The organism is Chroococcidiopsis sp., assembly GCF_051657925.1.
Taxonomy (GTDB): domain Bacteria; phylum Cyanobacteriota; class Cyanobacteriia; order Cyanobacteriales; family Chroococcidiopsidaceae; genus Chroococcidiopsis.
In genome coordinates, this window is the sequence record NZ_JBOFLP010000206.1 from 1 (window position 1) to 14416 (window position 14416).

The 14416-nt window shown below is 45.6% G+C and carries 13 protein-coding genes, 1 tRNA gene and 1 pseudogene; 9 read left to right on the forward strand and 6 right to left on the reverse strand.

From position 1 onward, the window contains the following. A pseudogene (locus ACRC32_RS16360) lies at positions 1-518 on the reverse strand (hypothetical protein); the annotation flags it as partial. Between the two features lie 262 nt (positions 519-780). Between ACRC32_RS16360 and ACRC32_RS16365 the strand changes: the two are divergent. Beyond that, positions 781-2022 (forward strand): PucR family transcriptional regulator, encoded by a 1242-nt coding sequence (locus ACRC32_RS16365; protein ID WP_438554965.1) that lies wholly within the window; start codon positions 781-783, stop codon positions 2020-2022. Between the two features lie 9 nt (positions 2023-2031). Here the strand turns inward: ACRC32_RS16365 and ACRC32_RS16370 are convergent, their stop codons facing one another. After that, entirely contained in the window at positions 2032-2442 is a 411-nt protein-coding gene (locus tag ACRC32_RS16370) for an ArsR/SmtB family transcription factor (protein WP_132866829.1), read from the reverse strand. Positions 2443-2565: 123 nt separating this feature from the next. Between ACRC32_RS16370 and ACRC32_RS16375 the strand changes: the two genes are divergently transcribed. The 3 genes from ACRC32_RS16375 (at position 2566) to ACRC32_RS16385 (ending at position 4515) form a co-directional block, all read left to right on the forward strand. Continuing rightward, the gene (locus ACRC32_RS16375; protein ID WP_438554966.1) at positions 2566-3423 is read left to right on the forward strand and encodes a metal ABC transporter permease; all 858 of its coding nucleotides are present in this window, start codon (positions 2566-2568) and stop codon (positions 3421-3423) included. 80 nt (positions 3424-3503) lie between these two features. Next, positions 3504-3576, forward strand: a tRNA-Phe gene (locus tag ACRC32_RS16380). Beyond that, positions 3547-4515, forward strand: a complete 969-nt coding sequence (locus ACRC32_RS16385) for a site-specific integrase (protein WP_438554967.1) — start codon at positions 3547-3549, stop codon at positions 4513-4515. The genes ACRC32_RS16380 and ACRC32_RS16385 overlap by 30 nt, the downstream gene beginning before the upstream one ends. A 483-nt stretch (positions 4516-4998) precedes the next feature. Here the strand turns inward: ACRC32_RS16385 and ACRC32_RS16390 are convergent, their stop codons facing one another. Continuing rightward, the gene (locus ACRC32_RS16390; RefSeq protein ID WP_438554968.1) at positions 4999-6270 is read right to left on the reverse strand and encodes a flavin monoamine oxidase family protein; all 1272 of its coding nucleotides are present in this window, start codon (positions 6268-6270) and stop codon (positions 4999-5001) included. A 285-nt stretch (positions 6271-6555) separates the two neighbouring features. On the opposite strand from ACRC32_RS16390, the gene ACRC32_RS16395 reads away from it, so the two are divergent. After that, on the forward strand, positions 6556-6801 hold the full coding sequence (locus tag ACRC32_RS16395; protein ID WP_438554969.1) for an AbrB/MazE/SpoVT family DNA-binding domain-containing protein: 246 nt from the start codon (positions 6556-6558) through the stop codon (positions 6799-6801). Next, the gene (locus ACRC32_RS16400; RefSeq protein WP_438554970.1) at positions 6788-7183 is read left to right on the forward strand and encodes a PIN domain-containing protein; all 396 of its coding nucleotides are present in this window, start codon (positions 6788-6790) and stop codon (positions 7181-7183) included. Before ACRC32_RS16395 ends, ACRC32_RS16400 begins: the two co-directional genes overlap by 14 nt. A gap of 864 nt (positions 7184-8047) precedes the next feature. Here ACRC32_RS16400 and ACRC32_RS16405 read toward each other — a convergent pair. The 3 genes from ACRC32_RS16405 to ACRC32_RS16415 form a co-directional block, all read right to left on the reverse strand. Next, entirely contained in the window at positions 8048-9493 is a 1446-nt protein-coding gene (locus ACRC32_RS16405; RefSeq protein ID WP_438554971.1) for a glycoside hydrolase family 140 protein, read from the reverse strand. 37 nt (positions 9494-9530) lie between these two features. Beyond that, positions 9531-10292, reverse strand: coding sequence for a sigma-70 family RNA polymerase sigma factor (locus ACRC32_RS16410; RefSeq protein ID WP_438554972.1), 762 nt, complete (start codon positions 10290-10292; stop codon positions 9531-9533). A gap of 280 nt (positions 10293-10572) precedes the next feature. After that, positions 10573-11205, reverse strand: a complete 633-nt coding sequence (locus ACRC32_RS16415) for a Crp/Fnr family transcriptional regulator (RefSeq protein ID WP_438554973.1) — start codon at positions 11203-11205, stop codon at positions 10573-10575. Positions 11206-11288: 83 nt separating this feature from the next. Here ACRC32_RS16415 and ACRC32_RS16420 point away from each other — a divergent pair, with 83 nt between their 5' ends. The 3 genes from ACRC32_RS16420 to ACRC32_RS16430 all read left to right on the forward strand — a co-directional run bounded on the left by ACRC32_RS16420 (position 11289) and on the right by ACRC32_RS16430 (position 14279). Further along, the gene (locus ACRC32_RS16420) at positions 11289-11474 is read left to right on the forward strand and encodes a hypothetical protein (RefSeq protein WP_438554974.1); all 186 of its coding nucleotides are present in this window, start codon (positions 11289-11291) and stop codon (positions 11472-11474) included. A 257-nt stretch (positions 11475-11731) separates the two neighbouring features. Next, complete coding sequence (locus ACRC32_RS16425; RefSeq protein ID WP_438554975.1) at positions 11732-12949, forward strand: glycosyltransferase family protein; 1218 nt, start codon at positions 11732-11734, stop codon at positions 12947-12949. Positions 12950-13223: 274 nt separating this feature from the next. Then, a complete protein-coding gene (locus tag ACRC32_RS16430) occupies positions 13224-14279 on the forward strand; it encodes a hypothetical protein (protein ID WP_438554976.1) in 1056 nt (351 codons plus the stop codon). Positions 14280-14416: the final 137 nt, after the last annotated feature.

Genomic DNA, 14416 nt, shown 5'->3' on the forward strand with positions numbered 1-14416 from the left:
ATGGTAACGCTGACAACATTAGCTTGTTTTGCCGTGTTTATGAGCTTTGGGATGACCACACAGAGGACAATGCATGTTTTTCTGAGTCTTCTACTAGATCTTGCTTTCACAAAGCCACACTTCCCTGTTGCACGATCAAGTACTCGCGTCCGCCACCAAGTCAGTAAGTCCGTTGTCCGTAGTGGTAGTTGATCGACTCGCACGACTCGCGCCCCAGGTAAGATTAAAGCAGCAGCTAAACCCATTGCTCCCACCCAAGGCGTACAGAGATTAACATGCACTACGTCAGGACGTAGTTGCAATAAAGCTGTGAAATGAGCCAACAGCGAATGAATTGGTGTCTTAGGTAAGACTATTTTCGCGATTTGGGGGCGTTGTCGGGCGATCGCTTCCACGACAAGCTCAGACGTACCTATAACTGTCACCTCAATTCGATCTGAGACGCTAGCAACTAAATGGCTTAAGCTAATCTCTGCACCACCAATTCCGATTGAATCTGTATAAATGACTACTTGCATTTATCGTTTGTCATTTATCAATTATTATTTGACTCAATTTATTATTTAAATACTAACAATGTCTTTATCGCATATTCCATTGTTGTTGAAACTTAAGTAAGTTTTAGTAAATTAAAATACCAAAAAATACACAAAAAATTATATCTTTAGACAGAAGTGAGCTGGAGTAGCGATGGCTAGTCTTGAGCGGTAAAAGTGCATGATTTTAAATCTTGGTTTCGCTACTCTAGGAGTATAAAAATTTTCTTAAAATTAAATTTCGATGCAACGTAACTTGATGCATACATCTTTTACCCATACTACCCAATTTACTCAAGTTGCTCGTTTGATTACGAGCAAGATAACAGAACTTTTGTCAACTCAAGTAGTAGTAGTTAATGGCAATAATATTATTGTTGCTAGCAGCAAATACGAGGAAATCGGTAAAGTCTTTCATTTTAATGAACAACAAGAAACTACTTATTTGCGAATCCCCTTACACCTCAAAACAGAAGTAGGCGAAGTTGCAATTGGAAATCAATTTAATGGTGAAACAATTTCGCCGCGTCTAGCAAAAGTTTTAGTTGAATTGATAATCAATCAAGCCACTGTACTGAACCATCGACCTAACCAACAAGCGTTGAAGAATCAGTTCGTCAATCATCTGTTACACGGTCAAATTATCGATGAAACAGAAATTTTAAGGCAGGCAAAACTATTAGGGCTAGATTTATCACCGCCGCGAGCGGTAATTTTGATCGATGCTGCTCAATACGTATTAAAACCTTCAGTAGGTGAATCAGACGGCAAGAATTTAGAAAAAGCTACGGTGCGACAACGCCGTCGCACGCAATATGCGATCGGCAGCATAGTCAACTTTTTTCACTTACCAGATGATACGATCTGTGCCGATTTAGGTAACGGCGAATTGGTAGTTTTAAAAGCTAGCAATACCAAAAATCTTGGGAGTTGGGCAGAACGAGGAAATACTACAGACTCATTAAATGCTTTATGGACAAATCTAGCAGCACTTAAACGTGCGGGAGATGCTCTACTAATGCATTTGCGCAGCGATACAGGGGCAGCAATTAGTATTGGTATCGGTCGCTATCATCCAGGTATTCTTGGTTTAGCGCGATCGTATCAAGATGCGAGAATGGCACTCTCACTCGGTCATCGCTTTAACGGTTGCGATCGCGTTTATTGTTTAGATCGTCTGGGAATTGCTGCATTTATTGGCGTAGCTGACGAACAAACCAAAATTGAATTAGCCACGCATTTACTCAGTCCGCTCGATTGCGAATCAGAACTATTAACAACCGTAGAGACATTTTTTGTTCGTGATTGTAGCCCTTCAGCTACAGCCAAGCAGCTTTTGATTCACCGTAATACTTTGAATTATCGTCTTGATAAAATAGCTTCGTTAATCGGTCTTGACCCACGGCGTTTTGATGATGCAGTACAAATTCGGTTAGCGTTGCTATTACGTAAGCTTCAATCGAGTTGCGATCGCAACTCGATCTAGCAATCTCAATTAGATTTCCTCGTCCAAGTGTTCGGCAACAGATTGATAGAGATTGAGAACGTGACTATCTTGAAGATTGTAAAAAACATTGCGTCCCTGCTTGCGGTAACTCACCAACCGCATAGCACGTAATGTTCGCAACTGATGGGAAACAGCCGATTCAGTCATATCTAGAGTGGCGGCTAAATCGCAGACACAGAGTTCTTTTTGTGCCAACAATGAAAGAATTCGTAGCCGATTGGCATCTCCTAAGAGGCTAAAAAATTCAGCCATCCGCTGCGCCTTCTCAGTTTTGAGGACGTGGCTTTGTAGATGATTAACTCCATCCACGTCTACAGGGTGCGGTGGATGGCACTGAAGACGATCCGCCTCTGAGGTAGAGTTTGGTTTAGCCCGATCGGAAGCAGAGTAAACTGACATTAGGTGATAATAAAAGACTGTGTTTGCTGGATTAAATCTTCAGACACCCTAAGTATAGCCCAACTATATAGCCCAACTATAGCGCGGTCTAGGATATGCTCTGTTTAAGAATAAGTTGGTTCAATGATTTTAGAGTTTAGCTGGCTTGCTATTGCTGGAGTTAATAACCTACTCGAACTGCTTCAGTTTCCCTTCATGCAAAGGGCGATCGCAGGTGCGATATTAATGGGTATCCTTGGCGGTTTCCTGGGTAGCTTCGTCACCTTGCGACAGTTATCTTTTTTCAGTCATGCTGTAGGTCATGCAGCTTTGGTAGGCGTTGCTTTAGGGGTTTTACTCCAGTTAAATCCTACCTGGATGCTACTCCCTTTTACCCTAGCATTCGGCTTAATCGTCCTCTATCTGATCGACCAAACAAATTTGTCGAGTGACAGCGTATTGAGTGTAGTACTATCAGGTGCATTAGCAATAGGTGTCATCCTCAGCAGCCTGATCCAGGGATATCGCGGCAATCTAATGGGAGTCCTATTTGGAGATATTCTGGCGATCGATACCACAGATCTAATTTTGACCTCTTTGGTGCTAATCTGTAGCATTATTTTCTTACTACCTACCCTGCGTCAGCAGATTCTCTTGACTCTCAACCCTACAGTGGCACAGGTGCAGGGTATCCCCGTGCGCCTCTATCGCTACGCTTTTGTTGTCTTGCTGTCACTAGCTGTAGCTGTAGCAATTAAAGCTGTAGGCGTGCTGTTGGTGAATGCTTTTTTGGTCATTCCCGCCGCGACTGCCAAGCTTGTGAGTCATCATTTTACCCGCTTTTTAGTCATTTCCGTGATGCTTGGGGTCGTTAGTAGCATTGTCGGCATTATATTATCGGGTCTACTCAACTTTGCTTCTGGTCCTAGTATCGTTCTCGTCCAATTCTTGCTATTTACATTCATTTTCAGTTGGGTGAAGTTAGTCTGGAAAACGGCATAAAAAATTTCGCACTCAACTCTTGCCAAGATCTGATAAGTTTGCTACCTTAATAAAGCGCCAAAAATTGACGCAGAAACTTCGCCGGGATAGCTCAGTTGGTAGAGCAGAGGACTGAAAATCCTCGTGTCACCAGTTCAATTCTGGTTCCTGGCATTTAACAAAAACAAGCAATACAACGATTTGAGAGGGTTTCAGCCTTTATCGAAGTTGTTAATTTCTAGTACTCTTGTACTATTGTTGGTGCTTTTTGGGCAAGTTTGGGTAAAAAAATGGTGTAAAGATGGTGTAAAGGACTTTATTAAGCATCGGAATCACATTGCTAAGTTGCCGACGCGATTGCTAGATGATGCATCCGCTATCAGGGATTACCTATTGTCAACTTTGACTCCCGATGCAGCAAAGCGTTGCCTTACTCAAATTAAAGCTTGCTGCAACTGGGCAATGGAAGAAGGCGCAATCGAAACGAATCCTTTTGCTTTAATGAAGATTAAACTGCCAAAGGGTTTATCTGAGGAACAGGACATTAATCCGTTCAGCAAGGAAGAGAGAGATTTAATCGTCCAAAGCTTTGCCAGCGATCGCTATTATTCTCATTACACCAACTATGTACGCTTCCTTTTCTTTACAGGGTGCAGACCGTCTGAGGCAGTTGGGTTGAAGTGGAAGCACATTACTAATAGCGTTGTTCAGTTTCGGGAAACTGTGGTTGTTTCGGAAGACGGCTTAGTTGCCAAAGAGGGATTAAAGACGCAGAGAAAACGCGATTTTCCTATTACTACAGAACTAGAAGCAATTCTAGATGAAATTCGACCAGAAATAGTTAATCCTGAATCCCTAGTATTTAGTAGTCCAAAAGGAAAATTTATCGATCATCACAACTTTGCCAACCGTGCCTGGAAAACAATATTAACCAAGTGTGCCATTCCTTACCGCAAGAGTTACCAGACACGGCATACCTTTATCAGCTTATGTGTAGAGGCACACATTAACAGCACTGCGATTGGTAGGTGGACGGGAACATCCGCCAAAATGATTGACAACCACTACGGTGCTACAAACTTTACTAACCTCAGACCCCCTAATCTTTCCTAAATAATTGGCAGCTAGCGGTTTCTAGCAACTAACAACCCATCGCTAGCTACTAACAAATATAAGCGGCAGAAGTGTAAATCCTGCGCTCTCGCTCTTGGTATGAGGGAATCTTAGATATAAACGGGCGATCTCTCTCGACTAGTTTATTCGTTGAACCTGTCAGTTGAAGCTATAATTTCCCACTCGCTCTGTTTTCTACAGTGGTAGTATTCTTGAGTATCTATCAGCTAGCGATCGTGCCTTTGTTTTTCCATGACGATCCACATCTATTTCACGTAGCTACTCGCGATTGAGATAAGCCGCTTCAACTGTTGATTACCACTGCTGCTTTCAGGCGATCGCCGGAAATAATTAGCATTCCCGATCCAGTTTTAAAATCTACGTTGCGGGATTTGCTCTAGTTTTCTAGATCGCGGATCGGTTTAACTCTTTGGCTTCGATCTCATCTGCTCTAGATCATCCTCTCCCCCTATCCATCTTTCCTCACTCCTCATTCCTAGCTCCCATGTTAAGAATTTGCTGCGCCGCCCGAATTCCACTGCGAACAGCACCTTCCATATAACCGCGATACTCAACGGGCGCTGTATGTTCTCCGGCAAAGAATACTCGACCAGCTGGTAATGTGAGATGAGGGTTGAAGCGATCTAGTTGTCCTGGTGCAAAGTAGCAGTAACCACCTTTTGCCCACAGATCGGTATTCCAGTCATAAGATCGGCAAGCGATCGCCTCTGGTGCATGAGGATAGAGAGTATGCACTGTCTGTTTTGCTGTGTCAATTGCTCGTTCGCCTAGCGTTAAACTTGGTCTACCGCCACTGTAACAACAGAGGATTTTCTGCTTTCCCACTTGAGTAAAAGTTGGCTCCCAAATAGCTTGGTAGTCGCTTTCAAGTAACTGAATGCCGAAGTTGGCTTGCGTCCAAAAGCGATCGGGATATTGCACGAGCGTTTTCACCAAACTACCATAAGGCAACTCAAAAATTGCTGCTTTGTGAGCTTCACTTATCGGAAAATCTAGGGGAATGTGACGTAACACGCTCCAAGGAATTGCCACAATTACATTGTCAGCTACAACTTCTTCTAAACCGTTTGCTGTTTCCACACTCACAGTTACAGTGTTATCCTTTTGCTGAATGCGACGCACGGGAGTACCAAGCCCAATTCGCTCTTTCACCTGCCCAGCCAAAGCATTAACCAACTGCGAACTACCACCACGCATTCGCAGATTGCTGCTACCAGTACTGCCATACTGGGCAAAAAAGCCAACACCGATTGAATCAGCGTCAACAGCGTACAGCCCGCGAGATTGTACGCGAGCTAGCCGACGGACGAAAGGTGTAATTTGATGGCTTTCCATCCACTGTTCCAGGGTTTGAAGCGGATCGGACTGTTGCTCGATCGCGGTTGATAGCTGGGTGTAAAAATTATCTAAGGCGTTTTCTTGCTCGGTAGTAAAATCATTCCAGTTACGAAGAATGCCGTCAGAGAACCAATAAAGATCGTCGGGAAATTGACAGGCTGGATCGAGTTTGAGGTCGAATTGAGTCGCATAAGCCATCACAGCAGTATGGTTATCATCGACAAACTCTGCCCCCAGATCGCCATATTGCCCTGACTCCATTTGCACAGTGTAAACTCGACCGCCTAGCCGTTGCTGCGCTTCAAAAACTTGTATATTGTGACCCGCTTGTACCAGTTCGTAGGCTGCACTAAGTCCTGCTAGTCCTGCTCCAACGATGATAGTTCGATCGGTCATGATTTTATTTTCGATTTTAGATTTTGGGTGGTGTTGGTATTAACGATCCACACCACCAAAGCAGCGATCGCCACTTCTTCAACAATAATTGCTCTGTATTCATCTGTCTTCCCCCTGCGATGTTAATCGCTCTTCTCTCACAATGTACACTCACGGGGTTTAAGTTATAGGCGATGCCAAAGGCGGTTTGCGAAGCAACCTTCGCACTCTCAATTATCAAAGCTGAGCTACCAATACAGCTTAAGTATTACAATTATGTAAGGAGCTAAAGTAAGGATTTAAGGCATGACTAGCGCCACAGTTACGAGTAAGGGGCAAGTTACAATTCCGAAGGAGATTCGAGATTACTTGAAATTGGATGCGGGTAGTAGGATTGATTTTGTGATTGATGCTGACGGACAGGTAAAAGTTATTCCTTTGAATGTTCCTGCTAAAGCGTTATCTGGAATTCTGCACCGCCAAGGGATGAAAGCAGCAGCGATCGAAGAAATGGAGCAAGCGATCGCCGAGGGTGCTAGTGGTTGGACTTGATACGAATGTCTTGGTTCGCTACTTAACACGAGATGACGAAAGCCAGTGGCAACAAGCTTGCCTAGTAATAGAAGGCGGACAGTTGTGCTTTGTCGCCAATATTGTGCTGTGCGAATTAGTTTGGGTATTGCGAGGCAACCCCTATAAGTTTGCCAAAGAGGAAATTCTCAATACCTTGGAGATGATGCTGCAAAGTCCTACTTTCGAGTTTGAGAATCGTTCTGCGGTTTATCAAGCATTCCAGAGAGCGAAGCAGGGAAGAGCCGATTTTTCCGATTATTTAATTGGCGCGATCGCGACTCATGCAGGTTGCCAAGAAACAGTGTCATTCGATCGCAAACTCAAGGGAGAAAAAGGTTTTAGGTGTTTTACACGAGACTAGTTACATTTACTAGAAGAAGGCAGCGATCGCTATTTTTCCGATGTTCCAGATTATAGTTATTCAGTTAATTTCAAGAGTATAGAGATTTTATTTGATGCAGTACACTTGTATCAAAGTATAATTTTTTCTTCACGACTAAATTACTCTTATATTATCAAAGTAGATCGACTGAGCAACAATTAAATTTTTCATAAACTTTTACAAAAAATGTATATCTTATACAGAAAAAAATATTATAGGATACCCGTAACTAATTTTGCAGCATCTAGCTCGATCGGGAATAACTCTACATCTTCTACTACGTAAGGCTCGTCATCTTTTCTTTAACTTTTGCGAAAATTACCGTGGTATTTGAAAATAGCGAAAGTTATGTTTGTTTTAGATATTTCTTGAGTATTTTTACGCTATTTCTACTTATAAAACCTGACGTGTATTAGGTATAGATCGTATAAATCTTGCTAGTTGTCAAGTTAGCTCGAATCTGATAAATATACCAAAAACTGTTTAAATCAACGGCGCAGTTTACTCAAGTATTAACCGCACTTATTCATAAATAGTCTTACGCTTTCATTGTAGCTTTGAATTTGATAGCTCAGAATAGCTGGTACGTGTAATCGATAAGTATTTTACGGACTTGAAGGCTTTTTCTACCTTGAGAAAACATTTTGGACAACCACTGCACTATCACCGCATCTGTGAGCAACACTTGATTGCCTGCTCTTGCCCTGACTAGTACCCCACAGAAAAACCACACGAAAGCCTGTAACTCTTCTCGAACAAGGATTTCACTTTAACTTAGTACCATTCACACTAAAAATCTATACTACATCTACAATAATCGCTGATTGAACGCACGCGATAAAACTAATCCGCCCGCTCTAGTACCAGTACCCAGTCGTGGTCGCGACCGTGGGATGGCGGAACAAAGCGTTTCGTGCCAGCTGCAGCGAATTTGCCGATCGCCTGCCAAGTTCCTTGACGCGGGTTGAACCAGCGTGCTTTCACTCGCTCGCCTGAAATTTTATCCATTTGTATTGTGACAGCATTACCAGTTGGAAGATAGAGCATGACATAGCTGCCATCAGCATTCTGCGTCGCCTGAATGTGATTGAATTGCTCGCTCTGCCCGTTTGCGATCGAGGAGCGATCTGGAATCCGCGTTAGAAACGGTTGCGACTCCATCAGATTGCGTAGATATGTCATTTGACCCGCACCTGGCGCATCGAGGGATTTGAACCACGGAATATTCGCACCTCTCCCCAGCTGTTCGCCTTCGCGGACCCAACCAATGAAGCTGCGATGACCGTAAGTATGACCGAAGCCACCGGCAAATACAGCCCAGTATGCCGCTTTGCGAACGTGCCAAGGCTGGATTCGCTTGTCCGGTGGCGCATTCCTGCTCAAAGAAAGTGAGTTTTCGTATGCAACTTCGGCATCCAGCGTTGGCTTCGGCGGTTCTTTTGCATAGTCTTCGGCGATCGATTTGTAGTTACGAAACTCGAAAGAAGTTGTGGTTTGAATCATGTTAAAGTCGAGCCACTTTTCCTGGTGCAGATGACGCGAAGACGAGCGACCGCCACCGCGAGGGTGATAAGTCATCAAAGTCGTGCTGTAGTCTGCTTGTCCGTCAAATCGCGCGTCACCGTTCGTGCCGTCGGCAATTCCCTCGGCTATGGCGCGGGTCATTCTCAGTCGTTCTGGATTGTCAACGTCCCGCTCGCGCACCGGATCTCCGCCCATCACCCAAATCAGGTGCGATTTTTTGCGCCAACGGCTGCCAATGAAATGTCCGTAGCGATAAGCAATCGCAGGGTTCTGAACTATTGGGTCGTGATTCGGTACGTTGTTAGCCCAAATCGGCAGCAGAGCTAGATAGAGTCCGTGCGCTTCAGCTTGGGCGACGAACCAGTCTGCCATATCCCAATAATCGTTGTTGACACCGCTAGCAATCTGAGGTTGGGCAAAATTGCCTCGGACAAACGCTGCCTGACCGTAAGCATTTGTACTTTCGGCGTTACTAACCAAACGACACTGAATCACGTTGAATCTCTTGGCGGCGCGATCTTCGAGATAACGTAACACGGAAGGTTGATTTTTCGTATCCTCGCGCGTTGCCTTCTGAAGAATTGCCCACGACGTATCGCCCAACCAGAAAAAAGGCGAACCATCCTCTTTCACCAAAAACCGACCGTTGTGACTGACACGCAGTTGGCTCAATTTACTCGTTCGCGCTCCTGCCATAACAGTATTGCAACTCGGTAAGAGGAAACAGACAGCCAACGGTAACATCCAAAGCAAAAAACGTCTCATAGTTTTCTAGCCTCTGGGTTCAGTCGAGGAAAAAATTCTAGGGTTGCAACAGCTCAAACAACTGTTGTTTGCCTTTTTGCAGATATCTAGTGACAGTCATCGGACTCACACCAAGGTATTGAGCTGCTTTTTTGCGAGAAAATTGCTGGAGGAAGACCAATTCAACTGCCTTGCGAGTCTTTTCTTCCAACTGGTTCATAGCGCATCGCAATTGGTGTCGCTCTTCTTCTGGCTGTAAAGTGCAAGAACGTCGCTCTGCTATGGTATCGGCTAGTTGAATCTGACCATTGGACTCTCGAACCAACGTACTGTCTAAACTGAAGACGCGGCAATTTTGAATGGCTAATTGGCTTTCTCTCCATTCTGAGAGCGAGACGCGCAGCGAGTGGGCAATCTCTAAATCTGTCGGAAGACGACCGAGAGAAGAAGCTAATTGTTGAGAAACTTTTTGCCCGCGAGCGTGAAGCTCTTGCCAGCGGCGGGGGATTTTCACCACTCCGGCGCGATCGCGGATAAAATGTAAAATTTCACCGCGAATATAAGGAATTGCAAAAGAACTAAAAGCATATCCTCGATCGGGATTAAAGCGCTCGATCGCGCGAATCAAACCGAAGTATCCAATCTGCTCTAAATCTTCATACGGCTCGGGAGAGCGACGGTACAGTTGACGCGCCATCTGGCGTACTAAACCAGCGTGCCTTCTCACCAGTCGATTGCGTAACCAGAGCGAAGGCTTTTGATAGTAAGAAATCAATAGCTCGATCTCATCAGAGTAGACGTTAGTCCGAGTCACCACCATAAAACACCTCAACCGCGAACGTTATCGAGCAACCACCGCAGAAAATTGAGTCGAGCCGGGAAAATTCTCGATCGTGCGCTCCATCTTTTGCCGCGGCTAGCTTGAGAGATTCCCGACCGCAACGATCGCTCTCGCACGTCGAGCGCTTCTAGCAAATGTTACAAGCGCTCTGAATCTGACTTCCGGCATCTTCGCTTGTGGCTTATTCTCGACTCATACTAAAAGCTTGTCAATTGCACACAGGTACGGGAAAGTTCAGGAGCGATCGCTCGTTGTGATGTTAGCTCGGTGGCGCGCCCTGTTTGCTCGCTACTAACGATTGCATCTTTTTTGACTGACGAGCGTGGTTTTCCTGCCGTGCGACAACGAGCCGCCGTTGCTGCCGGTGGATTTTTCCCTCTGCTTCTAACCGCTGAAGGATTGTGGTCACCGTGACCCGATTCGTCCCCAGCGTCTGAGCCAACTGCTGATGGGTCAGCGGCAGATCGATCGAGCGACCGTTTTCCACGTCGCAACCGAATTTTTGACTCAACCACATGAGGAGCTGCCACAACTTCTGAGACAGGGGATTGAGATGAACAATGCTTAGGAGTTCTTCGGTTTGCTGCTGCTGCTGAATGATGGCATCGGTGAAATGCGCTCGCTGAGTGTAGGAACAGCAACTGATGACGACATCGGTGAGGCAGTAGAGTTCGTAAGGTCGCACTCGTGACAATCGATGTCCCACGACATCTCCCACTCCCCAATAGCCCAAGCAAACTAGCTCGCCTTCAGCAGTCCAAGTCATACTGCAGAGGACACCTGATTCGATCCGCCATAAAACTTCGCCCTGTTCTGGGAGCTGCGCGCGACGCTTCCATTGCTGTTGGAGCGGTGGAGTGACTAAGCCAACGAGCGGATTTGACTGTTGCATAAAACTCCATCAATTGAGCTTTTTGGTCAACTCATTCGCGACTAGCAGCCGCTACAGCTGGACTTGTTGGTACACCGCCTCGGATGCGACAAACAGACCAAGCGGAAGTCGTCACTTCACATTGGCAAAGTACCAACGAACTAACCGAGAGTGTAGTTATGAAATTCATCCAAAGAATAGTTATATTTGCTCAAGTCACGCAAGCTACTTCAGATACCGAATCAAAAACTCTTTCTTTAGATAGAGGCGTAACAAAAAGTTCAGTATAAAATTGCACTTTTCTACTTCACAAAATTTTATTCTCGACTTGACTAGATTGACAAATCATATAGGCTTCTCTAAAATAAGGCTCTCAAATTTTTGGAATTGTTATCTAATCCGTTGCGCTCAATCTGTAGCTATTTTTCTGAAAAAGTTTCGCTTGCAGAATCGAAAAAATTGCTCTAACTTGTTTGCGGAAATTTGAGAGTAGCTATTGTAGTTGCTTCAAAAGTCAAGCAGAAAATCTTCAGCAGGTAGAAGCCCTATGACAGAAGTATTGAAGCTTAATTCTAAAAAAGACGCTCGGGTTTTATTGATGTCCTTACGAAATATTAAGTTTCATGTTGCTCGCTGTTATTTGTACGAGCTGGAAGATGCGATTTGCGAATTTGACTCAGCCGAGCTGCTGACACCAAATTTTCAACCCAACTTATTCAAAGTTACGAATAGGCTAGCAAATCAGGCAGCCCAAGCCATCGGTCATAGCAAGCTAATGAATCCATTGTTCAATCAAGTTCAGCTCCAGCAAGACTATGACTTATTCTTTTTTCTTTGCCAGTCCCCGCAAGATATCCTCTGTATTAATTCCATCAAGGGTTGGCGCGAGCGCTGCCACAAAGCTGTAGTTTGGCTTGATGAAATTTGGGCGAAAGATCTTGAAAGCTGGAAAGCACAACTGAGTCTTTTGAAAGACTTCGATCGAATTTTCATGAACTTTAGCAATAGTATTTCAGGAGTAGCCGAGATCGTTCAGCGCCCTTGTGAATATATTCCTTTTGGCGTTGATGCAGCCAAGTTTTGTCCTTATCCCTGGGAGCGAGAACGCAGTGTCGATCTTTATAGTGTTGGTCGTCGCTCGCAGGTAACGCACCAAGCTTCACTAGAGTTAGCAGAGAACACCAGTTTTTTTTACATATATGAAACTCTCAGAGACTTGTACGCGATCGACTATAAATATCATCGCAGCTTATATAGAAATATTTTGAAAAAGAGCCGTTATTTCATTGCTAACAGAGCGAAATTTGACGATATAAATGCCACAGGTGGACAACAAGAAGTGGGCGCGCGCTTTTTTGAGGGAGCAGCAGCAGGAGTTGTGATGCTGGGAGTTCCGCCGGAATCCGAATCATTTCATCAACATTTCGACTGGGAGGGTGCGGTGATGAAAATTCCCTACGATGTACCTCACATTGCTGAAATTATTACCGAACTTGACGCTCACCCGCATCGCTTACAAAAAATCCGTACTGATAATGTGGTTAACTCACTGCTACGGCATGATTGGGTTTACCGTTGGGAAACAATTTTAGCTACAGTCGGACTGAAGAGTACGCCAGCAATGGCGGCTCGAAAAGCTAACTTGCAAAACCTTGCCCAAATGATATTGGCTAGGGCGAACGCATCTAATTGTGATGCCTCGGAAGCAAGGCTCTTTTCGGACTTACATGAACCGATACTGAAGGCATCCTTGAACTCGCGTTAAATGGGACTGGACGCGCGCTATCTGGGAATGGATTTAGAATCATCTGCCCCAGCTCACTGTCGTGGCGTTCTCGTAGCCATCGTGCAAAAACTTGCGCGCTTGACGCTTGACAAGCTTTGTCTTAAAAAAACTGGCTAGCACCTTTTAAATTGGCTAAAACTCCGAGCAGTCTATCAAAAGGTGATTTAGGCTTTACCCAAAAGAACACAAGCATGTAATGTCTGGCAGGAATAAATACATAACCGCCTTATCAAACTTTACAGCCTGAGAAATTATGCACATATCCGATCTTTACCGCGTAATAATCGATCGCCTTATTGCCGTTGTTCATCCAATGAAACATCCGAAGCTCTTATCCCTCTGCTGTGCGTTCATCCTCAGTGCTATTCTGCCATTTTCTTTCGCCTGCGCCGACTTGAAGACCGACGTACCGCAGCGAGGAGATGGGAACGTCATCTTCGGCGTGAACGACGGCACTGGGTACGACGACTCCCAGGAGTTCAGCCAGATGGTGTCAGGGCGCATCTCTGCCCTTGGTCTCACCGCAGTCCGCACCGGAGCAGACAAGATGAAGTGCGAGCGGGAGGGCGAGCCGTGCGATTTCTCTCGGCGCGACGTAGTGATTCAAGAGCACTTGGCTAAAGGGTTAGCCCTTCACATGGTAATCGCTTTCAGGTGGGAGCTTGATGTCGCCGGATACGATCCCGTCCAGTGGACGAAGAACTATGCTTGGAAATGCGGTCAAGTGGCTCACCATTGGAAGAATACAGTGCGCTACTACATAGTGGATAACGAACCAGATATTCGCGGTCGAGATGCCAAGCGAGGTCCCGAGACACCTGAAACCGTCGTCCGTATGCAGAAAGCCTGCTACGAGGCAATCAAGCGGGTAGACCCAGGAATACTCGTCGAGTCTGCACCCGCGACCAGACCGAACACGGAATACAACCGCGCTCTCCTCAAGGCAGGTATTGGGAAATATGCCGATCTCATCGGCACTCACATGTACGGGGGTCAGCTCAGGGAAGATGCGATCGCGACACTGCGCAAATGGATGGCGGAGTTCGGTGTCGAGAAACCGGTGGCGATCAGCGAGTGTGGGTCGGACCCTAACTGGTTCAACCCAGGAGGCTCAGACGGAGAGTGGAAGGGTCAGCACGGGCGAGAAGCCCGTGCGCTGTGGCTGCGGGACATGGCTGCCTACGCTCGGCGTAAGAAACTCCACAACGTTCTGTTCTTCAGCATGTTTAGCATTCATGGAACCTGGGAAATGGATAAGGATCGGGCTGCTCTGGCGGCGCTCAAGGACATCGGACACGGACGATTCTAGCGATATCGCCTGACTCAGTTTTTTGCGCGATCGCTTCTCCCAACCGAAACGATCGATGTAGACTGGGGAGAGTCAACATCACTCAGCAGCATAGACAGAGCTACTCGTTTATCTCGTTTTCTGGCGGATCAACCTGA

What these genes read in the sequence shown, in the direction of transcription:
- ACRC32_RS16365 (WP_438554965.1), top strand. Translation starts at nt 781, where the DNA reads ATGCAACGTAACTTGATGCATACATCTTTTACCCATACTACCCAATTT.
- ACRC32_RS16370 (WP_132866829.1), bottom strand. Translation starts at nt 2,442, where the DNA reads ATGTCAGTTTACTCTGCTTCCGATCGGGCTAAACCAAACTCTACCTCA.
- ACRC32_RS16375 (WP_438554966.1), top strand. Translation starts at nt 2,566, where the DNA reads ATGATTTTAGAGTTTAGCTGGCTTGCTATTGCTGGAGTTAATAACCTA.
- ACRC32_RS16390 (WP_438554968.1), bottom strand. Translation starts at nt 6,270, where the DNA reads ATGACCGATCGAACTATCATCGTTGGAGCAGGACTAGCAGGACTTAGT.
- ACRC32_RS16395 (WP_438554969.1), top strand. Translation starts at nt 6,556, where the DNA reads ATGACTAGCGCCACAGTTACGAGTAAGGGGCAAGTTACAATTCCGAAG.
- ACRC32_RS16405 (WP_438554971.1), bottom strand. Translation starts at nt 9,493, where the DNA reads ATGAGACGTTTTTTGCTTTGGATGTTACCGTTGGCTGTCTGTTTCCTC.
- ACRC32_RS16410 (WP_438554972.1), bottom strand. Translation starts at nt 10,292, where the DNA reads ATGGTGGTGACTCGGACTAACGTCTACTCTGATGAGATCGAGCTATTG.
- ACRC32_RS16415 (WP_438554973.1), bottom strand. Translation starts at nt 11,205, where the DNA reads ATGCAACAGTCAAATCCGCTCGTTGGCTTAGTCACTCCACCGCTCCAA.
- ACRC32_RS16420 (WP_438554974.1), top strand. Translation starts at nt 11,289, where the DNA reads ATGCGACAAACAGACCAAGCGGAAGTCGTCACTTCACATTGGCAAAGT.
- ACRC32_RS16425 (WP_438554975.1), top strand. Translation starts at nt 11,732, where the DNA reads ATGACAGAAGTATTGAAGCTTAATTCTAAAAAAGACGCTCGGGTTTTA.
- ACRC32_RS16430 (WP_438554976.1), top strand. Translation starts at nt 13,224, where the DNA reads ATGCACATATCCGATCTTTACCGCGTAATAATCGATCGCCTTATTGCC.